This window comes from Pseudomonas sp. 8AS, from assembly GCF_902506505.1.
Lineage (GTDB): Bacteria > Pseudomonadota > Gammaproteobacteria > Pseudomonadales > Pseudomonadaceae > Aquipseudomonas.
The window spans coordinates 828,866-851,349 of record NZ_LR733406.1 but is presented as its reverse complement, the minus strand read 5'-3'; the positions used below and the strand labels follow the sequence as shown (position 1 = coordinate 851,349).

Genomic DNA, 22,484 nt, shown 5'->3' with positions numbered 1-22,484 from the left:
CGCCTGCCCGTTCGCGTATGACTGCCGGCCGCCACCCGCGGCCCCCAGGGTGAAATGATGACCGTGCTGCGCCTCCCTTTGCTTCTCCTGCTGACCGGCCTGCTCGGCCTGGCCGGCTGTACGGCGCACCAACCGATCCCGCTGTACCAGCTGGATGCCGGCAGCCCCGCCGTGCCCCAGCAGAACCAGGGCCTGGCCGTGCTGCTCGGCCCGGTGTCGATCGCCGACTACCTGCAGCGCGAAGCCTTCCTCCAGCGCCAGGCCGACGGCAGCCTGGTGCCCGCCGACGATGCGCGCTGGGCCGGCAGCCTGGCCGCCGATATCGACCAGCTGCTGCTGCGCCAGCTGGCCGCCAGGCTGGACAGCCAGCGTCTGGTGCTGGCCCCGGCCAACCCCGGCTTCAACCCCGACGTGCAAGTGCTGCTGAGCATCAGCCGCCTGGACTCCGGCCCGCTGCACCCGGCCGTGCTGGAAGCCCAGTGGCGCCTGCTCGACCGCAGCGGCCTGCTGCGCGACAGCCGCCTGCTGCGCCTGGAACAGGCCCACGACGGCAGCCCGGCCGCCCAGGTGAAGGCGCAGAGCCTGCTGCTGCGGCAACTGGTCGAGCAACTGGCCGCCGCCATCGAGCCGCTGCGCAAGCAGCCGGTTGCCGAAGCCAGGCCGGCGCAACCGGCCGTGCCGCGCAACAAGCCGGCCCAGCCGCCGAAGATCCCCATGGTCGGCCCGGCCCGCAGCAACAGCGAAGTGCTGCGCTTCTGAGCCAGCGCATGACCCATGCCGCGCGCCCCCGCCAGGGTCGCGCCACGATACGAGCCCACGAGACAACCCCATGGCCCGCAAGAAAGCCGCCGTCGATTTCGAACACTCCCTCGCCGAACTGCAGCAACTGGTCGAGCGCCTGGAAGGCGGCGAACTGTCGCTGGAAGATTCGCTGACCGCCTTCGAACAGGGCATTCGCCTGACCCGCGACTGCCAGGCCGCCCTGAGCCAGGCCGAACAGAAGGTGCAGATCCTCCTGGAGCGCGACGGCGAGCTGGAGGAAGCCCCCTTCGACGCGGACGACCAGGCATGATCGCGGCCTACCAGCAGCGTTGCCAGGCGCGCGTAGACGCCGCCCTGGAAAGCCTGTTCGAGGCGCCGCACAGCCAGCTGGCGCGGCTCTACCAGGCCATGCGCTACAGCGTGGCAGGCGGCGGCAAGCGGATACGCCCGCTGCTGGTGTATGCCGCCTGCGAGGCGCTGCACGGCGACCTCGACCGCGCCGATGGCGCCGCCTGCGCGGTGGAGCTGATCCACGCCTACTCGCTGGTGCACGACGACCTGCCGGCCATGGACGACGACGACCTGCGTCGCGGCCAGCCGACCACCCACATCGCCTTCGACGAAGCCTGCGCGATTCTCGCCGGCGACGGCCTGCAGGCCATGGCCTTCGAGGCCCTCGCCGATCCGCGGCGCAACCCCCGGGATGCCAACCTGCGCCTGTCCATGGTGCTGAGCCTGGCGCGCGCCGCCGGGCCGGCCGGGATGGTCGGCGGCCAAGCCATCGACCTCGGCTCGGTGGGCCAGCAGCTCGACCAGGCGGCCCTGGAAATGATGCACCGGCACAAGACCGGCGCCCTGATCGAAGCCAGCGTGCAGCTCGGCGCCCTGGCCAGCGCCCAGGCCGACGACGCCGCGCTGCGCGCGCTGCAGCAATACGCCCGCGCCATCGGCCTGGCCTTCCAGGTGCAGGACGACATCCTCGACGTGGAAAGCGACACCGCCACCCTGGGCAAGACCCAGGGCAAGGACGAGGCCAACCACAAGCCGACCTACCCGGCCCTGCTCGGCCTCGACGCGGCCAAGGCCTATGCCCTGGAACTGCGCGACCAGGCCCTGCATGCCCTGCGCCCGTTCGGCAACAGCGCCGAACCGCTGCGCGAGCTGGCCCGCTACATAGTCGCGCGCAAGCACTGAGCCCGGCGGGATGCACCGGGCGGGATCGCCCGGTGCGCGCGGCGCACCCAACGCCCCCTGCACGCCCTAGGGCCGTGCGCAGCAGGCCCTACGCCAATCTGGCGCCCCTCAAAAATGCTGCCGCGCCAGGCCCAGCAACTGCTCGCGCAGCCACTGGCCGCCCGCCTCGTTCTCCGCCTGCCGCGGCCAGTACAGGTTGAGGCTCACCGCCGGCAGTTCCAGCGGCATGTCCAGCAGGCGATTGGCCAGGCCGGCATTGATCAGCTCGGCATACTGCCGCGGCATGGTCAGCAGCCAGTCGCTCTGCGCCACCAGCAACGCCGCCGACAGGTAGTGCTGGCAGCGCTGGCGCACCTGGCGTACCAGGCCCAGGTGGCCCAGGGCCAGGTCTTCCACACAGATGCCGCGGCGCCGCGAAGTCACTGCCACATGCTCGGCCGCCAGGTAGCGCTCCAGGCTCAGCTCGCCGACGAAGGCCGGGCCGGCCACCACGCACAGCGGGTCACGCAGCAGCAGACGCTGGCGCAGCTCGGCATCGGTGGGCCGGGCGATCTCGATGGCCAGGTCGACCCGCCCGGCCACCAGCTCGCGCTTGAGCTCCGCCCAGTGCAGGCTGCTGCTGCGCAACTCCAGCTGCGGCGCACACTGGCGCAGATGGGCGAGGATCGCCGGCAGCAGGATCGGCTCCATCTGCTCGGGCATGTTCAGGGTGAAGCTGCGCCGGTCGTGCCGCGGATCGAAGGTCTGCCCGCGGCTGACGCTGCGGCGCAGGCCGCTCAACGCCTCCTGGATGCCCGGCGCCAGTTGCTGGGCCAGCGGCGTCGGCGCCACGCCGCGGCCATCGCGGACGAACAGCGGGTCGTCGAGCTGCTCGCGCAGGCGCTGCAGGGCATGGCTGACCGCCGACTGGCTGAGGTGCAGCAGCGCCGCCGCGCGGGTCAGGTTGCGCTCGTGGTAGACCACCTCGAAGACGCGGAACAGGTTCAGGTCGAGGCGGCTCAGCGCCGACCATTCATGTTGCTGATTCATGGTTATCCGCATCCAGTTGGCGATGCCGGCAGCCTAGCAGGGCAAGCCATCCAGCCAAGCATGCATAGCGTTCATGGATATCGATGCATAAGCATCAGTTCTGCCGCCCCGGGCGGCCGCCTAAGATGCCCGCCAGACCAGAACAAGCGGAGCCAGCGCCATGGACGAACAGCACTACCTTGCCCAGCTCGCCGACCTGCAGGCCGCCGCCTGGCCGCCCGGCGTGCCGCACACCCCGCACTACCCGCACGGCGAGCAACCCCTGAGCGAATACCTGCGCGCCTGGGCGCGCCAGCAGCCCGCGGCCATCGCCCTGGACTTCTACGGCCACAGCCTGAGCTGGGCCGAGCTGGACCGCCTCTCCGACCGCTGCGCCGCGCTGCTGGCCGAGCTGGGCGTGCAGCCGGGCGACCGCGTCGCCCTGTTCATGCCCAACTGCCCGCAGCTGCACATCGCCTTCTACGGTCTGCTCAAGTGCGGCGCCGTGTATGCGCCGGTCAGCCCGCTGAGCAAGGCCCTGGAACTGAGCTACCAGCTCAAGGACAGCGGCGCCCGGGTGATCCTCTGCTTCGACCAGCTGCTGCCGGTGGTGCGCGCCGTGCGCGAGGACTGCGCGCTGCGCCATGTGCTGGCCACCAGCCTCGGCGAACTGCGCCCGGCACAGCCGAGTATTCCGCTGCCCGACCTGCTGCTGGCGCCCAAGCTGGCCGGCGACGACTTCCTCGACTTCTACCCGGCCCTGGCCGCCTGCACGGCGGCTGCGCCAACGCACCGCCCGCAGCTGGATGACCTCGCCGCGCTGAACTACACCGGCGGCACCACCGGCCTGCCCAAGGGCTGCATGCACAGCCACCGCGACATGCTCTACACCTGCGCCAGCTTCGTCCCGACGGCCATGCAGCTGCAGGCGGACAGCGTGCTGCTCAACTTCCTTCCGGAATTCTGGATCGCCGGGGAGAACTCCGGCCTGCTGTTCCCGGTATTCAGCGGTTGCCGCCTGGTGCTGCTGGCGCGCTGGGATGCAGCGGCCTTCATGGCCGCCGTGCAGCACTACCGGGTCAGCCACTGCGGCCTGCTGGTCGACAGCGCCGCCGAGGTACTCGACCACCCGCAGGTGGGTGACTACGACCTGCGCTCGCTGCAGCGCACCGGCAGCATCTCCTTCATCAAGAAGCTGACCCGCGACTACCGCGCACGCTGGCGGGCGCTGACCGGCTGCAACCTGTTCGAGTTCAGCTTCGGCATGACCGAAACCCACACCTGCGACACATTCACCTGGGGCCTGCAGGACGACGACTTCGACCTCACCAGCGCGCCGACCTTCGTCGGCCTGCCGGTACCCGGCACCCAGTTCAAGGTCTGCGACTTCGCCACCGGCGAGCTGCTGCCGCTGGGCAGCGAAGGCGAGCTGTGCCTGCGCAGCCCGGCGCTGATGCACGGCTACTGGCAACGCCCGGAAGAATCCGCCGCCGTGCTCAAGGGCGGCTGGCTGCACACCGGCGACCTCGGCCAGATCACCGCGCAAGGCTTCATCCGCTACCTCGGCCGGCGCAAGGAAATGCTCAAGGTCAACGGCATGAGCGTGTTCCCCAGCGAACTGGAGGCCCTGCTCGGCCAGCACCCGGCGCTTGCCGCCAGCGCGGTGATCGGCCGCAGCGATGCCCAGCGCGGACAGCAACCGGTGGCCTTCGTCATGCTCAAGCCCGGCAGCACGGATAGCGCCGCCAGCCTGACCGCCTGGTGTCGCGACGCCATGGCCAGCTACAAGGTGCCGCAGATCCGCGTGGTCGCGGCGCTGCCGATGACCGCCACCGGCAAGGTGAAGAAGAACGAACTGGAAGCGCTGCTGTAGGGTGCGCCATGCGCACCTTCCCCCCCATCAACCAATCGGTGCGCACGGCGCACCCTACGGAACCGCCCATGATGTTTGCCAGCCTGCTGATCGCCAACCGCGGCGAGATCGCCATCCGCATCGCCCGCGCCTGCGCCGACCTGGACATTCGCTCGGTGGCGGTGTTCGCCGAAGACGACGGTGCCAGCCTGCACACGCGCAAGGCCGATCTGGCCGTGCCGCTGCGCGGGCGCGGCGTGCCGGCCTACCTGGACATGGAGCAGCTGATCGAGGTGGCCCGCGCCCAGGGCTGCGACGCCATCCACCCCGGCTACGGCTTTCTCGCCGAGAACGCCGAGTTCGCCAGGCGCTGCCAGGCCGCCGGCATCGTCTTTATCGGCCCGGATCCGAGCGTACTGGAACTGTTTGGCGACAAGGCCGCCGCCCGCGCCCTGGCCGAGCGCTGCGGCGTGCCGCTGGTCAGCGGGATCAACCGTGCCGTGACCCTCAGCGAAGCTCAGACCTTCCTCGCCGAGCATGGCGCGGTGATGCTCAAGGCCCTGGCCGGCGGCGGCGGGCGCGGCATGCGCGCGGTGTTCGAGCCGGCCGAGCTGGCCGAAGCCTACGCGCGCTGCCAGTCCGAGGCACAGGCGGCGTTCGGCAACGGCGCCCTGTATGTCGAGCAACTGGTGCGCCAGGCTCGGCATATCGAGGTGCAGGTGCTCGGCGACGGTAGTGCGGTCAGCCACCTGTGGGAACGCGACTGCAGCCTGCAGCGGCGCAACCAGAAGCTGGTGGAAATCGCCCCCAGCCCCGAGCTCGACGGCGAGGTGCGCACGGCGATCATCGACTGCGCCCTGCAGCTGGCCGGCGCGGTGAACTACCGCGGCATCGGCACCTTCGAGTTCCTCCTCGATGCCGAGCAGCCGGGGCGTTTCTACTTTATGGAAGCCAACCCGCGGGTACAGGTGGAACACACCGTGACCGAACAGGTCACCGGCGTCGACCTGCTGCACAGCCAGATCCGGCTGCTTGCCGGCGCGTCCCTCGACCAGCTGGGCCTGCGCCAGCCGCCGGCCGTGCAGGGCTGCGCCGTGCAGCTGCGGATCAACCTGGAAACCCTGCACGCCGACGGCAGCACCCGCCCGGCGGTCGGCACCCTGAGCGCCTACGAGCCGCCCAGCGGCCCCGGCCTGCGCGTGGACGGCTACGGCTACGCCGGCTACCCGGTCAGCCCCAGCTACGACTCGCTGCTGGCCAAGCTGATCGCCACCGCGCCCGACTACCCGGCCGCCCTGCGCCGCGCCTACCGCGCGTTGTGCGAGTTCCGCCTGGACGGCGTGGCGAGCAACCTGCACCTGTTGCAGAACCTGTTGCGCCTGCCCGAGGTGCAGGGCAACCGGGTCAGCACCCGCTTCGTCGAGAGCCGCCTGGGCGAGCTGCTCGCGGCACAGCCCGAGGCTCACGCCCATCGCTACTTCGCCACCAGCCAGGCACAGGCCACGGCCGGCCCGCGCCCGGTCGATGCACCGCCCGGTACTCAGCCGCTGAACACGCCGAGCACCGGCGTACTGGTATGCCTGGAAGTGGCCGAGGGCGATGCGGTGGCCGCCGGGCAGACCATCGCCGTGCTGGAGGCGATGAAGATGGAATTCGAGGTGCGCGCCAGCCACGGCGGCATCGTCCGCGCCCTCGCCGCCCAGCCCGGCGATGCCCTGGCCGAGGGCCATGCGCTACTGTTCCTCGAACCGGCCGAGGTGGCCGCCGAACACGACCACAGCGAACAGAGCCTGGACCTGGCGCATATCCGCGCCGACCTGGCCGAGGTACTGGAACGCCACGAACGCCTGACCGATGCGCGCCGCCCGCAAGCAGTCGCCAAGCGGCGCAAGACCGGCCAGCGCACGGTGCGCGAGAACCTCGCCGACCTGCTGGATGACGGCAGCTTCATCGAATACGGCGCCCTGGCCCTGGCCGCGCAACGCCGTCGCCGTTCGGCCGAAGAGCTAATGGAGCTGAGCCCGGCCGACGGCCTGGTCGCCGGCATCGGCACGGTAGGCGCCGCCCAGTTCGGCAGCGAAACGGCGCGCTGCATGACCATCGCCTACGACTACACCGTATTCGCCGGCACCCAGGGCGTGATCAACCACAAGAAGACCGACCGCATGCTGCAGCTGGCCGAACAGTGGCGCCTGCCGCTGGTGCTGTTCGCCGAAGGCGGCGGCGGCCGCCCGGGCGATACCGATTTCGTCGGCGTGGCCGGGCTGGACTGCCACACCTTCGTCGGCATGGCCAGGCTCTCCGGCCTGGTGCCGCTGGTAGGCGTGGTCTCCGGGCGCTGCTTCGCCGGCAACGCCGCCCTGCTCGGTTGCTGCGACGTGATCATCGCCACGGAAAACGCCAGCATCGGCATGGCCGGCCCAGCCATGATCGAAGGCGGCGGCCTCGGCAGCTTCCGGCCCGAGGAAGTCGGCCCGGTCTCGGTGCAGGGCCCCAACGGGGTGATCGACGTGCGGGTGGCGGACGAAGCCGAGGCCGTCGCGGTGGCCAAACAGTACCTGTCCTACTTCCAGGGACCGCTGGCCGACTGGGACTGCGCCGACCAGCGCGAGCTGCGCCAGGTGATTCCCGAGAACCGCCTACGCGTGTACGACATCCGCCGGGTGATCGAGCTGCTGGCCGACCGCGACTCGGTACTGGAACTGCGCCGCCAGTTCGCCCCGGGGCTGATCACCGCCCTGATCCGCATCGAAGGCAAGCCGTTCGGCCTGATCGCCAACAACCCTGCGCACCTGGGCGGCGCCATCGATGCGGCGGCTGGCGACAAGGCCGCGCGCTTTATGCAGCTGTGCGATGCCTTCGATATCCCCCTGCTGTCGCTGTGCGACACCCCCGGCTTTATGGTCGGCCCGGAAGCGGAGAAACAGGGCACGGTACGCCATGTCGCGCGCATGTTCGTCGTCGCCGCCAGCCTCAGCGTGCCGTTCTTCACTGTGGTGCTGCGCAAGGGCTATGGCCTCGGCGCCCAGGCCATGGCCGCCGGCAGCTTCCACTCGCCGCTGTTCACCATCGCCTGGCCCAGCGGCGAATTCGGCGCCATGGGTCTGGAAGGCGCGGTGCGCCTGGGCTTTGCCAAGGAACTGGCGGCCCAGGCGGACGCCGCGGCGCAGCAGGTACTGTTCGACAAGCTGGTAGCCAAGGCCTACGAAAACGGCAAGGGCCTGAACATGGCCAGTTACCTCGAAATAGATGCCGTGATAGACCCGGCCGAGACCCGCGACTGGCTGCTGCGCGGCCTGAACGCCGCGCCGCGCCCGGCCGCGCGCACGGGCAAGAAGCGGCCCTTCGTCGATACCTGGTAGAACCTGTTCAAAGTCTGCTGCGCGTCGGCCATGCGGCGTTGAAATCGAGCTCAGAATGCTCATTTACAGCTCGTAAACTGCGCTTCTTCGCCCAATTTCGCTTTGCCTGGCTCTAGCTCGCGAGACCTTGAATAAGTTCTGAGGCGCAAAACCGGCAAGCCGCAGGTTGCATGCTAATGACATGCTGCGTGCGGCTTGCCGTGCCCTTTTCAGTTAAACTGCCGCATCTTTTGTACGCCTATAACGATCTGCCTGATGCCGACGACTTTCCACGAGATCCCCCGCGAGCGCCCCTCCACGCCGTTGCTTGACCGCGCCGATACGCCGGTCGGCCTGCGGCGCCTGGCGGAAACCGAACTGGAAACCCTGGCCAACGAGCTGCGCCAGTACCTGCTGTACAGCGTCGGCCAGACCGGCGGGCACTTCGGTGCCGGGCTCGGGGTGATCGAGCTGACCATCGCCCTGCACTACATCTTCGACACCCCGGACGACCGCCTGGTGTGGGACGTCGGCCACCAGGCCTACCCGCACAAGATTCTCACCGGCCGCCGCGAGCGCATGGCCACGCTGCGCCAGAAGGACGGCCTGGCCGCCTTCCCGCGCCGCAGCGAGAGCGAGTACGACACCTTCGGCGTCGGCCACTCCAGCACCAGCATCAGCGCTGCCTTAGGGATGGCCATCGCCGCCAGGCTGCAGGGCTCGCGGCGCAAGAGCGTGGCGGTGATCGGCGACGGCGCACTGACCGCCGGCATGGCTTTCGAGGCGCTGAATCATGCCTCCGACGTCAAGGCCAACATGCTGGTGGTGCTCAACGACAACGACATGTCGATCTCCAAGAACGTCGGCGGGCTGTCCAACTACCTGGCCAAGATCATCTCCAGCCGCACCTATTCGAGCATGCGCGAAGGCAGCAAGAAGATCCTCTCGCGCCTGCCCGGCGCCTGGGAGATCGCGCGCAAGGTCGAGGAGCACGCCAAGGGCATGCTGGTCCCCGGCACCCTGTTCGAGGAGCTGGGCTGGAACTACGTCGGCCCGATCGACGGCCACGACCTGCCCACCCTGATCGCCACCCTGCGCAATATGCGCGACCTGGACGGCCCGCAGTTCCTCCATGTGGTGACCAAGAAGGGCAAGGGCTTCGCCCCGGCCGAGGCCGACCCGATCGGCTACCACGCGATCACCAAGCTGGAGCCGATCAAGACGGCGGTCAGCGAGGAACCGAAGAAGGCCTCCGGGCCGAAGTACTCCAGCGTGTTCGGTCAGTGGCTGTGCGATATGGCCGAACAGGACGAGCGCCTGGTCGGCATCACCCCGGCGATGAAGGAAGGCTCCGACCTGGTGGCCTTCAGCGAGCGCTTCCCCGAGCGCTACTTCGACGTCGCCATCGCCGAGCAGCACGCGGTGACCCTGGCCGCCGGCATGGCCTGCGATGGCGTCAAGCCGGTGGTGGCGATCTACTCCACCTTCCTCCAGCGCGCCTACGACCAGCTGATCCACGACGTGGCCGTGCAGCACCTCGACGTGCTGTTCGCCATCGACCGCGCCGGCCTGGTCGGCGAAGACGGCCCGACCCACGCCGGCAGCTTCGACATCTCCTACCTGCGCTGCATCCCCGGCATGCTGGTGATGACCCCCAGCGACGAGAACGAACTGCGCCGCATGCTCACCACCGGCCACCTGTTCGATGGCCCGGCGGCCGTGCGCTACCCGCGCGGCAGCGGCCCGAACACGCCGATCGAGCCGACCCTGGAACCGCTGGAAATCGGCAAGGGCCTGGTCCGCCGGCGCGGGCAGAAGACCGCCCTGCTGGTATTCGGCGTGCAGCTGGCCGAGGCGCTCAAGGTCGGCGAGACGCTGGACGCGACTGTGGTCGACATGCGCTTCGTCAAACCCCTGGACGAAGCCCTGGTGCGCGAACTGGCGGCCAGCCACGAGCTGCTGGTGACCATCGAGGAGAATGCCATCATGGGCGGCGCCGGCAGCGCGGTCAGCGAGTTCCTCGCCGCCGAGAACCTGCTCAAGCCCGTGCTGCACCTGGGCCTGCCGGACAGCTATGTGGAGCACGCCAAGCCGGCGCAGATGTTGGCTGAATGCGGCCTGGACCAGGCCGGCATCGAGGCGGCCGTGCGCCAGCGCCTGGCGCAGCTGCCCACATGAATGCCGCTCATCCAGAGCCGAGCCCAACTCGCTTGTAATTCATCTAGCCGCGCACTAAGGTGCGCGTCGCTTTACTTCCGCCAAGGTGCGCCCGACTGTTGCAGTGGGCGTTAAACGGGAAGCCGGTGCGCTCGTCACGAGCCATTCCGGCGCTGCCCCCGCAACGGTAAGCCACCGCAGCCTCGCGCTGCCATGTCGATCGACACGCCACTGGGGGTTCCCCCGGGAAGGCGATCGACAGGGAAAGTTCGCTTTCAGTGGCAAGCCCGGAGACCGGCCTGGACGGATTCGACTGGTGTTGCGGAGGGCAGCACCGTCAAGCGTCGGCTTGTCGCGGCGCTTGTCCCTGCCCTCCTCGAAAGTCTGCCGACTGTTTGAGGATCGATCGATGAAACTGTCCCGCCTGGCCCTGGCCATCGCCCTGCTGCCCGCCTCCACGGCCTTCGCCGCCGAAGACCAGGAGGCCGCGCTGAAGCTGTCGGAAACCCTGATCAGCGCCAACCGCGACGTGCAGCAACGCAGCGCCAGCAGCGCCGCCAGCACGGTGTTCACCCGCGCCGACATCGAGCGCCTGCAACCCGACTCGGTGGTCGACCTGCTCCAGCGGGTTCCCGGCGTGCAGGTGACGCAGAACGGCAGCGGCAGCCTGGCCAGCCTGTATATCCGCGGCACCAAGTCGGCGCAGAGCCTGGTTCTGGTGGACGGCATGCGCATCGGCTCGGCCAGCTCCGGCGACAGCAACCTGCAGCACCTCAATATCGAGCAGATCGAGCGCATCGAAGTGCTGCGCGGGCCGCGTTCGGCCATGTACGGTGCCGATGCCATCGGCGGCGTGGTGCAGATCTTCACCCGCCGCAGCAGTGGCGAAGGGTTCAAGCCGTTCGTGCGCGTGGGCTATGGCAGCCGCGGCACCTGGCAGCGCAGCGCCGGCCTCTCCGGTGGCGATGAGGCCACCCGCTTCAGCCTGGCCGGCAGCCTCGATGAAACCAACGGCTTCGACCGCACCGGCACCTCCTACGAGGCCGACCAGGATCACGACGCCTACCGCAACAAGGCCTTCAGCCTGAGCCTCAGCCACAGCTTCAACGACAACCTGGAAGCCGGGATCAACGTCCTCGACCAGCGCGGCCGCACCGAATTCGACAACCCCTTCGGCCGCTTCGACATGACCACCTTCGAGTCGGTGGAACAGGACCCGTACAGCGACTTCACCGTCAGCAGCGTGTCCAGCTACCTCGACGCCCAGCTCAACGACGCCTGGAACAGCCGCCTGGAAGTCGGCCACAGCGAGAACCGCGAAGAGAGCCTGGACAAGCTCAGCGCCGAGCGCGGCGTATTCAACACCTACCGCGACTCGGTCAACTGGCTGAACACCCTGAGCCTGAACGACAGCCACAGCCTGATGCTCGGTGCCGACTGGTACCAAGACCAGCTCAACAGCAACACCGCCTTCGCCGAGCAGCAGCGCTGGAACCAGGCGGCCTTCATCCAGCATCGCTACGACGGCGAGCACTTCTCCACCGAACTGGGCCTGCGCCACGACAAGAACGAGCAGTTCGGCAGCGAGAACACCTGGAGCGGCGCCCTGACCCTGCCGCTGAACGAGCGCAACGACCTGATCGCCTCCTACAGCGAAGGCTTCCGCGCACCGACCTTCAACGACCTGTACTACCCGGACTACAGCAACCCGGAGCTCAAACCGGAACACTCCAAGAGCGTCGAGCTGCAATGGCGCAGCCAGCTGGCCGCCGCCACCCGCCTGGAGGCCTCGGTCTACCGCACCGACATCGAGGACGCCATCGCCAGCGACCAGGACTTCATCCCGCAGAACATCGCCAAGGCGCGCATCCACGGTTTCGAGGCCGCGCTGCAGCAGGAACTGTTCGGCTGGCAGGGGCAGCTGGGCGTGGCCTTCGTCGACCCGCGCGACCGCGACAGCGGCCACACCCTCAACCGCCGCGCGCGGCGCACCCTGAGCCTGGACCTGGATCGCCACTTCGGCGATGTCGCCGTCGGCGCCAGCTGGCAAGCCGTGAGCAGCAGCTACGACGACCCGGACAACCAGGATCGCCTGGCCGGCTACGGCCTGCTGGCCCTGCGCGGCAGCTGGCAGGCCACGCCCGAGCTGAAGCTGGAAGCCAAGCTGGACAACCTGCTGGACAAGGATTACCAGCGCGCCCTGTACGAACACGAGGGCGAGCATTACGGCTACCGCCAGGAAGGCCGCAGCGCGCTGCTCGGCTTCATCTGGACGCCGGAGCTGTAAGCCGCAGGGACCTTGGCCAAGCCGGCGCATGGCGCCGGTTCGCGGCTGAAGCCGCTCCCACACAAGAAGCGGCCGTCAGCGGCGCGAGGTCGGGCACCCCTCCTCAGCCGGCCACCGACACTGGCTAGGAGCGGCTTCAACCGCGAACCTCAGTGAGCCGTGGCCAGCAGTTCGCAAAGCCTCTCGGTAGCGCCCAGCATCTGGAAGCTGGGCCGCTCGATACCCTTGTCCGGCACCGACCAGAGCTGGTTCAGGCGCACCGCCGGCAGCTGCGGCCAGGCGCGCCAGTGTTCCAGTTCGGCCCCGCTGCCGCCCAGGATCACCTGCGGCGCCCGGGCCAGCACCGCCTCGACATTGACCTGCGGCGCCGGCAGGCGCAGGTCCTCGAACACATTGCGCGCGCCGCAGACAGCCAGGGCATCGCCGAGAATCTGCTGCGCGCCGATGGTGTACAGCGGCTGGTGCCAGACCTGGTAGAACACCGGCAGCGGCTGCTCGCGGCGATAGCGTGCGCGCAACCCGGCCATGCCGTCGCGGAACTGCTCGCGCAATTGGCGGCCACGTTCGGCACGGCCGACCCGCGCGCCGATCTCGGCGAACTGTTCGGCCAGCTGCTCCAGATTTCGGGGCTCGCCCAGATAGAACGGGATGCCGATGTCGGCCAACTGGCGGCGCTGCGCCTCGGGCAGGCTGCCGGGCGACAGCAGCAACAGATCCGGCTTGAGGCTCAGCAGGGTTTCCAGTTCGAGCGTACCGAAGCGCCCCACCGAGGCCACCCCGGCCAGTTGCGGCGGACGCTCGGCGCCATCCAGCACGCCGACCAGCAGCTCGCCGGCGCCCAGCTCCAGCATGATTTCCGACATCGAGGGCGCCAGGCTGACCACCCGCTCGGCGGCCGGCGCCGACAGGCTCGCAACCAGCAGGCAGGCGCCGAGCAGCAGGCGCATCAGCCGAGCTGGCGTGGAATGCGGTACAGGCAGAGCAGCATCACGCTGCTCAGGGCGAGGAGGAACAGCGCCACCGCATGCAGGCCGGGGAGCAGCGCCAGGGCGGCGATCCAGGCCGGCAGACCGGCGGCGAGCAGGCCCAGGCGCCGCCGGCGCGCCAGCTCGATCCAGGCGCCCGGTTCCTCGGCCAGCCCCAGCGACTTGCTGGTGGCGAGCAGGGCGCGCTTGTAGGCGGCAAACACCGGCAGGGTGATGAACATCGAGGCCATGCCGGCAATGAACAGCGGCAGTTCCAGCATCGCCAGCACCGGCGACTGGCCACGCAACACGAAGCCGAGGACGAACAGCGGCGCCAGGGTCAGGCCGAGCTGGCGCCACCATTCGATGGCCAGCCGGCGACGCACCTCGGTGCGGGTCACTCGGCTTCTTCCTGGTGCTGCAAGCCGAGCATGTGGCCGAGCTTGCCGGCCTTGGTCGTCAGGTACTTGCGGTTGTGCACGTTGAGGCCGATTTCCAGCGGGTGACGCTCGGCCACGCGCACGCCGAAGCCTTCCAGGGCCTTGACCTTGCGCGGGTTGTTGGTCATCAGGCGGATCGCGCTGATGCCCAGGTGATCGAGCATCGGCTGGCAGATCGAATAGTCGCGCTGGTCGGCGGCGAAACCCAGGCGCTCGTTGGCCTCGACCGTGTCGGCCCCGCCATCCTGCAGCTCGTAGGCGCGGATCTTGTTCAGCAGGCCGATGCCGCGACCTTCCTGACGCAGGTACAGCAACACGCCGCGACCTTCCTTGGCGATGGCGCGCAAGGCCGCTTCGAGCTGGGCGCCGCAGTCGCAACGCTGGCTGAACAGGGCGTCGCCGGTCAGGCACTCGGAGTGCAGGCGGCCCAGCACGGGAGCGCCATCGTTCACCTGGCCGAGGGTCAGGGCGACGTGTTCCTTGCCGGTCTCCTCATCGAGGAAGCCGTGCATGGTGAAAGTCGCGAAAGGCGTAGGCAGCTGGGAGGCGGCGACGAAGACAACGGACACCGGGTGCTCCTGTTGAGTGATCGGCAGAAAGGCCGGCATTGTACCAGCAGCACCCGGCTGCAGCGCAGCGTGAATTGTGCGGGATAAGGATCGGGCCGTTCGATGAATGGCCCCGGCTAACAGGCCGTCAGATCTTCGACTCCAGCTGCAGCACGCCATTTTCCTCACGCCAGCGCACCCGGCTGAGGAAGCTCATGCCCAGCAGCACTTCGGTGGGCGAGTCGCCTTCCAACACCACGGCCTCGACGCCGAGCACTTCCAGGCCACCGACCTTGACTACATCCAGCTTGATCCGCCAGCCCCTGACGTTGCCGCCGGCGGTGCTGGCCACCATCGGCCGGCCCACCACCCGGTAGTCGATGCCCAGGCGCCGCGCCTGGCCTTCGTTCATGGCCACGGTCGTGGCCCCGGTATCGACGAGGAACTGCACCGGATGGCCATTGGCCGAGCCGGCCACCCAGAAGTGGTTGCCCACCCCCTTGCTGATGCTGACCTTTTCCGCCTGCGGGGCCGTACTGCCGCCCTGGTTGTACTCGCGTGACAGGTCGTAGCTGCGCTCCACGCCATCCACGCGCAGGCGCGCGCCCTTGCTGTCGGCGCTGACCACCTGCACGCCACCGGGGCCGGTCTGGCCGACCTTCACCAGCTTGCGCTGACCGTCCACCAGCAGCACCGCGGCATTGGGGAACAGCCCCACCACCTGCACCTGGGTTTGCGCCTGCAACAGCGGGCTGATGGCCAGCAGCAGGCCGGCAGCCAGCACTTCAAGGTGACGCATCGGGTCTCTCCATGTCCTGATCGAAAGGGTAAGGCTGCCGCCAGCGGCGAAACAGCGGACGCAGGCTGCCATCGTTCACCAGCACGGCCATGCGCCGGTCGTAGAGGGCGGCCAGGGCGCGACCACGCGCAGTATCGGCAAAGCCGGGATACAGCGGCAAGCGGGTCAGCGCGCTGATGCGGAAGCGTTCCGTTTCGGCATGCCTGAGGATATCGGCCACTTCGGTACTGGCATCGATATAGAAGTCGGCATGCCCGCGTTCGAGCATGGCGAGGATATCGCCGCTACGCTGCACCTCATGGTAGCGGACGATGCCCGGCAGGTACTGCTGGTAGCCATAGCCACGCATCCAGGCCAGGCGATAGCCCCCCAGCTCCGCCAGCCGCGCCGGTGGGCGGCTGCTCAGGCCCAGGGCGACGATGCGGTCGGCATCGTAGGGCCAGCGCGGATAGTGCGTCCGCTCCTTGACCTCGTCGCGATAGGAACCCAGCCAGGCATCCGCCTCGCCGCGCTGCACCAGACCGAGCGCGCGGGTATAGGGCTCGATGCGCACGGTCATCTTCACGCCCGCCGGCTCGAATACCAGGCGCATGATCTCCCAGGCCAGGCCACTGCCGTCGGCATTGGTATGGCCCGGCCAGCGCTCGCTGACCAGCAGGATTTCCCTGGGCCGCCCCTCTGCGGCCTGCACGGCCGGCAGCCCCAGGATAATCAGCAGCCCAGCCAGCAGCCACGCACGCATGCCAGTCTCCTGCCTATGCCACGCCCCAGACGATCAGCTGCATGGTCAGCCAGGCGAACACCCCGGCCAGCACATCGTCGAGCATGATGCCCACTCCGCCATGCACATGGCGGTCGATCCAGCGGATCGGCCAGGGCTTGAGAATGTCGAAGAAGCGGAACACCAGAAAGCCCAGCAGGATCCAGTGCCAGCCCGCGGGCACCAGCCACAGGGTGATCCACATGCCGACCATCTCGTCCCAGACGATGCCTTCGTGGTCGTGCACCTTCATGTCCGTGGCGACCCGGCCGCACAGCCAGAAGCCGAACAGCATGGTCACGCCCAGCAGCAGCCAGTAGCCCCAGTCCGGCAGCAGCTGCCACAGCGGGATGAACGGGATGGCCACCAGCGAACCCCAGGTGCCGGGCGCCTTGGGCATCAGCCCGGAGCCGAAGCCGAAGGCCAGAAAATGCCAGGGATTGCGCCACACCTGCGGCGCCACGCGTACCGAATCAGTCACCCGAACTCCCGAAATGTTGATAGCCCGCCCGTGGCGGTTGGATCACGGCACCGCTGTCATCCAGCAGCGTCACTCCCGCACCGGCCAGGGCGCGACCGATCACCACGGTCGCCGGCCAGGCCGCCTGCACGGCAGCCAGATGCTCGGGCGGCAGGGTAAAGGCCAGCACGTAGTCGTCGCCACCGGCCAGAGCACAATCGGCCGCCGTCGCCCCGGCGATGGCCTGCAGGGCCGGCGACATAGGCACCCGCGCCAGCTCGATGTGCAGCGCCACGGCCGAAGCCCTGGCGATATGCCCGCAGTCGGCCAGCAGGCCATCGGACACATCCAGCGCCGCCGTGGCCTTGCCGCGCAGCAGCAGGCCGAGGCCCAGTTGCGGCTGCGGCGCCCAGTAGCGCTGCAGCAGATGCTCCGCCGCCGCGTCCGTCGCCTGGCGCTGCCCCAGCACCAGCGGCAGCGCGCCGGCGCCATCACCCAGCGCGCCACCGACACACAGCAGGTCGCCGGGGCGAGCGCCGCTACGGGTCAGCGCCCGACCGGCCGGCACCCGGCCGAACACCGTGACGGTCAGGCTCAGCGGGCCACGGGTGGTATCGCCACCGACCAGAGCCAGGCCGCAGCCCCCGGCCATCTGCGACAGGCCGCGGGCGAAGCCCTGCAGCCAGGCCTCGTCGGCCTGCGGCAGGGTGATGGCCAGGGTAAAGCCCAGGGGCGTGGCGCCCATGGCCGCCAGGTCGCTGGCCGCCACTGCCAGCGCGCGCTGGCCGAGCAGGAAGGGATCGGCGGAGGCAGGGAAATGCACACCGACCACCAGGGTATCGGTGGACACCGCCAGCTGTTCGCCGGCCGGCAGTTGCAGCAGGGCGCAGTCGTCGCCGATGCCCAGGGCCACTCCTTCGGCCGCCTGCGCACAGGGCGCGGCGGCGAAGAAGCGGCGGATCAGCTCGAATTCGCCCAAGGACTCAGCGCTTGTGGGCGCTGACTTCGGCGGCACGCAGGGTGGGCGCCAGCTTGTCCAGAACGCCGTTGACGAACTTGTGGCCGTCGGTGGCGCCGAACACCTTGGCCAGCTCGATGCCTTCGTTGATCACCACGCGGTAGGGCACGTCGAGCCGGTTGCGCAGCTCCCAGGTGGACAGGCGCAGGATGGCCAGCTCGACCGGGTCCAGCTCTTCCAGCGGGCGATCCAGGCAAGGCACGATGGCCTCGTCGATCTCGGTCTTCTGGGTGGCCACACCGACGAGAATCTCGTGGAAGTAGGCGCCGTCGACGCCGCTGAAGTCGTTGTCGACGCGGAACTGCGCTTCGATCTCGTTCAGCGACTGGCCGGCCATGTGCCACTGATACAGGGCCTGCATGCCCAGGGTACGGGCGACCCGGCGGGTAGCGATCTTGCCCTTGGCCTTGGGCTGCGGAGCGTCCTGGCTGTCGTCGTGGTTAAGGCTCACTTGGCCTCCAGCTGCGCCAGCAGACTGACCATTTCCAGAGCGGACAGGGCAGCTTCGGCGCCCTTGTTGCCGGCCTTGGTGCCGGAACGCTCGATGGCTTGCTCGATGGAGTCGACGGTCAGCACGCCGAAGGCCACCGGTACGCCGTATTCCATGGAGACCTGGGCCAGGCCCTTGGTGCACTCGCCGGCGACGTATTCGAAGTGCGGGGTGCCGCCACGGATCACGGCGCCGAGGGCGATGATCGCGGCGTATTCGCCACGCTGGGCGACTTTCTGGGTGACCAGCGGGATCTCGAAGGCACCCGGCGCGCGGATGATGGTGATGTCGCTTTCGCTCACGCCGTGGCGCACCAGGGCGTCGACTGCGCCACTGACCAGGCTTTCGACGACGAAGCTGTTGAAGCGGCCAACCACCAGGGCGTAGCGGCCTTTGGGGGCGATGAAGGTACCTTCGATGGTCTTCAGGGTCATGGGCGAGTCTCGGTCTGTATAAAGAGCCGGGACGCCGGTGGCGTCCCGTGGGTATCAAGGTAGAACGACGAAACGGGCCGGCGCAGGCTGCGCTCGGCCCGGACGGTCATTCAGCGGGCAGGTATTCTACTACTTCCAGGTCGAAACCGGATATCGCGTTGAACTTCATCGGCGAGCTGAGCAGGCGCATCTTGCGCACGCCGAGGTCACGCAAGATCTGCGAGCCGGCACCCACGGTGCTGTAGGTCGTCGGGCTGGCCGACTTGCTCTCGGCGCCCTGGGGGCGTTCGAGCTGGGCCAGCAGCTCCGGACCGTTGATCGGATTGCCCAGCAACAGCACCACGCCGCTACCGGCCTTGGCCACTTCGGCCATGGCCGCGCGCAGGCTCCAGCGCCCGGCCTGCTTGACCAGGAACAGGTCACGCAGCGGATCGGCGTTGTGCACGCGCACCAGGGTCGGCGTCTCGGCGCAGATGCTGCCCAGGGTCAGGGCCATGTGCACGCTGTCGTCCAGGGCATCGCGGTAGCTGACCAGGTTGAACTGGCCCAGCTCACTGTCGATCTTCTGCTCGCTGACGCGCTGCACGGTGCGCTCGTGGATCAGGCGGTAGTGGATCAGATCGGCGATGGTGCCGATCTTCAGGTTGTGCTGCTCGGCGAACACTTCCAGCTCGGGGCGACGGGCCATGGTGCCGTCGTCGTTCATGATCTCGCAGATCACCCCGCTCGGCTCGAAACCGGCCATGCGCGCCAGGTCGCAGGCCGCCTCGGTGTGCCCGGCACGGGCCAGCACGCCACCGGGCTGGGCCATCAGCGGGAAGATGTGGCCGGGGCTGACGATGTCGTCGGCCACGGCGCCCTTGGCCACGGCGGCCTGCACGGTACGCGCGCGGTCGGCGGCGGAGATGCCGGTGGTCACGCCCTCGGCGGCCTCGATGGAGACGGTGAACTTGGTGCCGAAGCCGGAGCCGTTGCGCGGCGCCATCAGCGGCAGCTTGAGCAGTTCGCAGCGCTCGCGGCTCATCGGCATGCAGATCAGACCACGGGCGAAGCGGGCCATGAAGTTGATATGTTCGGCCTGCACGCAGTCCGACGCGATGATGATGTCGCCTTCGTTCTCGCGGTCCTCGTCATCCATGAGGATGACCATCTTGCCGGCGCGGATGTCTTCGATCAGTTCTTCTGCGGTATTCAGAGCCATGAGGGCTGTTCCTTCAATTCATTATCGAGACGGGTTCAGGAAGCCGTGCTCGGCCAGGAAACTTTCGCTGATGCCGGAGGCACTGGGTTCGGCGGCCTTGTCGCCGAGCAGCAGGCGCTCCAGGTAGCGCGCCAGCAGGTCGACCTCCAGGTTGACCTGCCGCCCGGGGCGGTAGTCGGCCATGATGGTCTCGACCAGGGTGTGCGGCACTATGGTCAGCTCGAACTCGGCGCCATTCACCGCGTTCACCGTCAGGCTGGTGCCGTCGACGGTGATCGAGCCCTTCAGCGCGATGTACTTGGCCAGCTCGCGCGGCGCGCGGATGCGGAACTGGATGGCGCGGGCATTCTCCTCGCGGGAGACGACCTCGCCGACGCCGTCGACATGGCCGCTGACCAGATGGCCGCCAAGGCGGGTGGTCGGGGTCAGGGCCTTTTCCAGGTTGACCCTGCTGCCTGCTTTCAAGTCGATGAAGGCGCTGCGCGCCAGGGTCTCGCGGCTGACGTCGGCCCAGAAGCCGTTGCCGGGCAGCTCCACGGCAGTCAGGCAGATGCCGTTCACCGCGATGCTGTCACCCAGCTTCACATCAGCCAGGTCGAGCTTGCCGGTCTCGACATACACGCGCACGTCGCCGCCCTTGGGGCTCAGCGCCCGAATGGTGCCGATCGCTTCGATGATTCCGGTAAACATCAGACCTCCCCTACTGGCAACGCACCGCCGCCGCGCACGGGGCGGCGGGCAGAACGAAAAGCATAAGACATCACTACGCACTCCTGTTCGGAAAACAAACAGGGCGATGGGATCGATAGGGATTTCACGGGCGCAGGCCAGCCGCGCCCTCGGAGGGAATCCCGCTCTCTCTTTATCCGGACTATGACCGTCGGCCCCGGAATCACACCGGGTCTGCTGACCTTGCCGCCCGGGTCAGGGTAGGCAAGCGCTCGCGGGCTAGACACTCAGCATGTCATTACCGCCGGTGGGGAATTGCACCCCGCCCTGAGAACGTTGCAGCCACCAGGGGCTGCGCGGGACGTTTTACCACAAAAGCCCGCCAGGCTTCTACGCGGGGCGTTTGGGTACCGCGATGATCCGCCAGTCGGCGCCGACCGCGCGGATCTCGCGGATCTCCAGCTCCTGCGCCTCGGCCATGCGTGCCAGCGGCCAGTCCAGCAGCGGGCGGGCGCTGGAGCCGAGGAACTTGGGCGCGACGAACAGCTGGTACTCGTCGACCAGCCCGGCGCGGGCAAAGGCCCCGGCCAGGCGCGGCCCGGCCTCGACCAGCACTTCGTTGGCGCCGCGACTGGCCAGTTCCATGAGCAGCTTGCGCAGGTCGACATGGCCATTGCTGCCCGGCACGGCGAGCAGTTCGTGGCCGTCCTCGAGAAAGCGATCGCGGGCGGCAGCGGCGGCGCAGGTGGCCACCAGCGCCGGCCCGGCCTGATAGAAGGGCGCGGACAGCGGCACGCGCAGGCGCCCGTCGACCAGCACGCGCAACGGCGGCCGGCTGACCGCCAGGGCCGCCTGCTCGGCACCCAGACCCAGCTCATCGGGGCGCACGGTGAGGCGCGCCTGGTCGGTGAGCACGGTATCGGCGCCGGTAAGGATCACGCTGGCCCGCGCACGCAGGCGCTGCACCGCCGAGCGCGCCTCGGAGCCGGTGATCCACTGGCTCTCGCCGCTGGCCATGGCCGTGCGCCCGTCCAGGCTCATGGCCAGCTTGACCCGCACGAACGGCAGGCCCTGCTCCATGCGCTTGATGAAACCGGCATTCAGCGCCCGCGCCTCGGCCTCCAGCACGCCGCTGTGCACCGCGATGCCGGCGTGCATCAGGCGCAGCAGGCCCTGGCCGGACACCTGCGGATTGGGGTCCTGCATGGCCGCCACCACGCGCGCCACACCGGCCGCCACCAGCGCATCGGCGCAGGGTGGCGTACGCCCGTGGTGGCTGCAGGGCTCCAGGGTGACGTAGGCGGTGGCCCCCTGGGCCCGCCCGCCGGCCTGGCGCAGGGCATGCACTTCGGCATGCGGCTCGCCGGCGCGGGCGTGCCAGCCTTCGCCGACAATCTGCCCGTCACGCACGATGACGCAGCCGACGCGAGGGTTGGGATGGGTGGAATACAGGCCCTTGCGCGCCAGTTCCAGCGCACGGGCCATGAACTGCTGGTCGTTCGCGGCCGTACTCATGGCTTGGCCGGCTCGCGGGCCAGGCGCTCGATTTCCTCGCGGAACTCGTTGAGGTCCTGGAAACGCCGGTACACCGAGGCGAAGCGGATGTAGGCGACCTCATCGAGCTTCTGCAACTCGGTCATCACCAGCTCGCCGAGCACCAGCGACTTGATCTCGCGCTCGCCGGTGGCGCGCAGCTTCTGCTTGATGTGGGCGATCGCCTCTTCCAGGCGCTCGACGCTCACCGGGCGCTTCTCCAGCGCGCGCTGCATGCCGGCGCGCAGCTTGTCCTCGTCGAACGGCTGGCGGCTGCCGTCCTGCTTGATCAGGCGCGGCATCACCAGTTCGGCGGTTTCGAAGGTGGTGAAACGTTCGCCGCAGGCCAGGCACTCGCGGCGGCGGCGCACCTGTTCGCCCTCGGCGACCAGACGCGAATCGATGACCTTGGTGTCGTTGGCGGCGCAGAAGGGACAATGCATGGCGGGAAACGGCCCTGGGCAACGGGCGCCGGGGCGGCGCCTGGGAAAAAGTGGCTCATGGTAGCGCATCCCTTTGCCAAGACAAGCCAGCGCCTTTGCGGTATACAGGCGCCCGTTCAGCCC

General features: G+C 68.8%; 21 protein-coding genes and 2 riboswitches. Of the genes, 7 read left to right on the top strand and 14 right to left on the bottom strand.

Annotated features, from left to right (window positions below):
* The first annotated feature begins 57 nt into the window (after nt 1-57).
* The 3 genes from GV001_RS03885 to GV001_RS03875 all read left to right on the top strand — a co-directional run bounded on the left by GV001_RS03885 (nt 58) and on the right by GV001_RS03875 (nt 1,956).
* On the top strand, nt 58-759 hold the full coding sequence (locus GV001_RS03885) for a membrane integrity-associated transporter subunit PqiC (RefSeq protein ID WP_178091797.1): 702 nt from the start codon (nt 58-60) through the stop codon (nt 757-759).
* Between the two features lie 70 nt (nt 760-829).
* Complete coding sequence (locus GV001_RS03880; protein ID WP_160078323.1) at nt 830-1,072, top strand: exodeoxyribonuclease VII small subunit; 243 nt, start codon at nt 830-832, stop codon at nt 1,070-1,072.
* Complete coding sequence (locus GV001_RS03875) at nt 1,069-1,956, top strand: polyprenyl synthetase family protein (RefSeq protein WP_160078321.1); 888 nt, start codon at nt 1,069-1,071, stop codon at nt 1,954-1,956. Before GV001_RS03880 ends, GV001_RS03875 begins: the two co-directional genes overlap by 4 nt.
* Before the next feature lie 108 nt (nt 1,957-2,064).
* Here the strand turns inward: GV001_RS03875 and GV001_RS03870 are convergent, their stop codons facing one another.
* Complete coding sequence (locus GV001_RS03870; protein ID WP_160078319.1) at nt 2,065-2,985, bottom strand: LysR family transcriptional regulator; 921 nt, start codon at nt 2,983-2,985, stop codon at nt 2,065-2,067.
* Between the two features lie 160 nt (nt 2,986-3,145).
* Here GV001_RS03870 and GV001_RS03865 point away from each other — a divergent pair, with 160 nt between their 5' ends.
* The 4 genes from GV001_RS03865 to GV001_RS03850 all read left to right on the top strand — a co-directional run bounded on the left by GV001_RS03865 (nt 3,146) and on the right by GV001_RS03850 (nt 12,601).
* The gene (locus tag GV001_RS03865; protein WP_160078317.1) at nt 3,146-4,837 is read left to right on the top strand and encodes an AMP-binding protein; all 1,692 of its coding nucleotides are present in this window, start codon (nt 3,146-3,148) and stop codon (nt 4,835-4,837) included.
* Between the two features lie 68 nt (nt 4,838-4,905).
* The gene (locus GV001_RS03860) at nt 4,906-8,178 is read left to right on the top strand and encodes a carboxyl transferase domain-containing protein (protein WP_160078315.1); all 3,273 of its coding nucleotides are present in this window, start codon (nt 4,906-4,908) and stop codon (nt 8,176-8,178) included.
* Between the two features lie 255 nt (nt 8,179-8,433).
* Nucleotides 8,434-10,335 carry a 1-deoxy-D-xylulose-5-phosphate synthase gene (gene dxs, locus GV001_RS03855; protein ID WP_160078313.1) on the top strand — a complete coding sequence of 634 codons (1,902 nt, stop codon included), beginning with the start codon at nt 8,434-8,436 and terminating at the stop codon, nt 10,333-10,335.
* A 66-nt stretch (nt 10,336-10,401) separates the two neighbouring features.
* Nucleotides 10,402-10,632, top strand: a riboswitch (cobalamin riboswitch).
* Nucleotides 10,633-10,723: 91 nt separating this feature from the next.
* The gene (locus GV001_RS03850; protein ID WP_160078311.1) at nt 10,724-12,601 is read left to right on the top strand and encodes a TonB-dependent receptor domain-containing protein; all 1,878 of its coding nucleotides are present in this window, start codon (nt 10,724-10,726) and stop codon (nt 12,599-12,601) included.
* A 149-nt stretch (nt 12,602-12,750) separates the two neighbouring features.
* Here GV001_RS03850 and GV001_RS03845 read toward each other — a convergent pair whose 3' ends face one another.
* The 13 genes from GV001_RS03845 to nrdR all read right to left on the bottom strand — a co-directional run bounded on the left by GV001_RS03845 (nt 12,751) and on the right by nrdR (nt 22,361).
* Nucleotides 12,751-13,551: a helical backbone metal receptor gene (locus GV001_RS03845; RefSeq protein WP_160083145.1), complete on the bottom strand. Its 801-nt coding sequence runs from the start codon at nt 13,549-13,551 to the stop codon at nt 12,751-12,753.
* Complete coding sequence (locus tag GV001_RS03840; protein WP_160078309.1) at nt 13,548-13,967, bottom strand: MFS transporter; 420 nt, start codon at nt 13,965-13,967, stop codon at nt 13,548-13,550. Before GV001_RS03840 ends, GV001_RS03845 begins: the two co-directional genes overlap by 4 nt.
* Nucleotides 13,964-14,575, bottom strand: a complete 612-nt coding sequence (gene ribA / locus GV001_RS03835; RefSeq protein ID WP_160078307.1) for a GTP cyclohydrolase II — start codon at nt 14,573-14,575, stop codon at nt 13,964-13,966. Before ribA ends, GV001_RS03840 begins: the two co-directional genes overlap by 4 nt.
* A 127-nt stretch (nt 14,576-14,702) precedes the next feature.
* Nucleotides 14,703-15,353 (bottom strand): TIGR02281 family clan AA aspartic protease, encoded by a 651-nt coding sequence (locus tag GV001_RS03830; RefSeq protein ID WP_160078305.1) that lies wholly within the window; start codon nt 15,351-15,353, stop codon nt 14,703-14,705.
* The gene (locus GV001_RS03825; RefSeq protein WP_160078303.1) at nt 15,340-16,095 is read right to left on the bottom strand and encodes an ABC transporter substrate-binding protein; all 756 of its coding nucleotides are present in this window, start codon (nt 16,093-16,095) and stop codon (nt 15,340-15,342) included. The genes GV001_RS03830 and GV001_RS03825 overlap by 14 nt, the downstream gene beginning before the upstream one ends.
* A 13-nt stretch (nt 16,096-16,108) precedes the next feature.
* Nucleotides 16,109-16,594, bottom strand: coding sequence for a phosphatidylglycerophosphatase A (locus GV001_RS03820; protein WP_160078301.1), 486 nt, complete (start codon nt 16,592-16,594; stop codon nt 16,109-16,111).
* Complete coding sequence (gene thiL / locus GV001_RS03815) at nt 16,587-17,552, bottom strand: thiamine-phosphate kinase (protein ID WP_160078299.1); 966 nt, start codon at nt 17,550-17,552, stop codon at nt 16,587-16,589. The genes GV001_RS03820 and thiL overlap by 8 nt, the downstream gene beginning before the upstream one ends.
* Before the next feature lie 4 nt (nt 17,553-17,556).
* The gene (gene nusB / locus GV001_RS03810; RefSeq protein WP_160078297.1) at nt 17,557-18,042 is read right to left on the bottom strand and encodes a transcription antitermination factor NusB; all 486 of its coding nucleotides are present in this window, start codon (nt 18,040-18,042) and stop codon (nt 17,557-17,559) included.
* A complete protein-coding gene (gene ribE, locus GV001_RS03805) occupies nt 18,039-18,515 on the bottom strand; it encodes a 6,7-dimethyl-8-ribityllumazine synthase (protein ID WP_160078295.1) in 477 nt (158 codons plus the stop codon). Before ribE ends, nusB begins: the two co-directional genes overlap by 4 nt.
* 106 nt (nt 18,516-18,621) lie before the next feature.
* Complete coding sequence (gene ribBA, locus GV001_RS03800; protein ID WP_160078293.1) at nt 18,622-19,716, bottom strand: bifunctional 3,4-dihydroxy-2-butanone-4-phosphate synthase/GTP cyclohydrolase II; 1,095 nt, start codon at nt 19,714-19,716, stop codon at nt 18,622-18,624.
* Nucleotides 19,717-19,737: 21 nt separating this feature from the next.
* Nucleotides 19,738-20,406: a riboflavin synthase gene (locus tag GV001_RS03795; RefSeq protein ID WP_160078291.1), complete on the bottom strand. Its 669-nt coding sequence runs from the start codon at nt 20,404-20,406 to the stop codon at nt 19,738-19,740.
* A gap of 159 nt (nt 20,407-20,565) precedes the next feature.
* Nucleotides 20,566-20,724: riboswitch (FMN riboswitch) on the bottom strand.
* Nucleotides 20,725-20,775: 51 nt separating this feature from the next.
* The gene (gene ribD, locus GV001_RS03790) at nt 20,776-21,900 is read right to left on the bottom strand and encodes a bifunctional diaminohydroxyphosphoribosylaminopyrimidine deaminase/5-amino-6-(5-phosphoribosylamino)uracil reductase RibD (protein WP_160078289.1); all 1,125 of its coding nucleotides are present in this window, start codon (nt 21,898-21,900) and stop codon (nt 20,776-20,778) included.
* Nucleotides 21,897-22,361: a transcriptional regulator NrdR gene (nrdR, locus tag GV001_RS03785; RefSeq protein WP_160078287.1), complete on the bottom strand. Its 465-nt coding sequence runs from the start codon at nt 22,359-22,361 to the stop codon at nt 21,897-21,899. The genes ribD and nrdR overlap by 4 nt, the downstream gene beginning before the upstream one ends.
* Nucleotides 22,362-22,484: the final 123 nt, after the last annotated feature.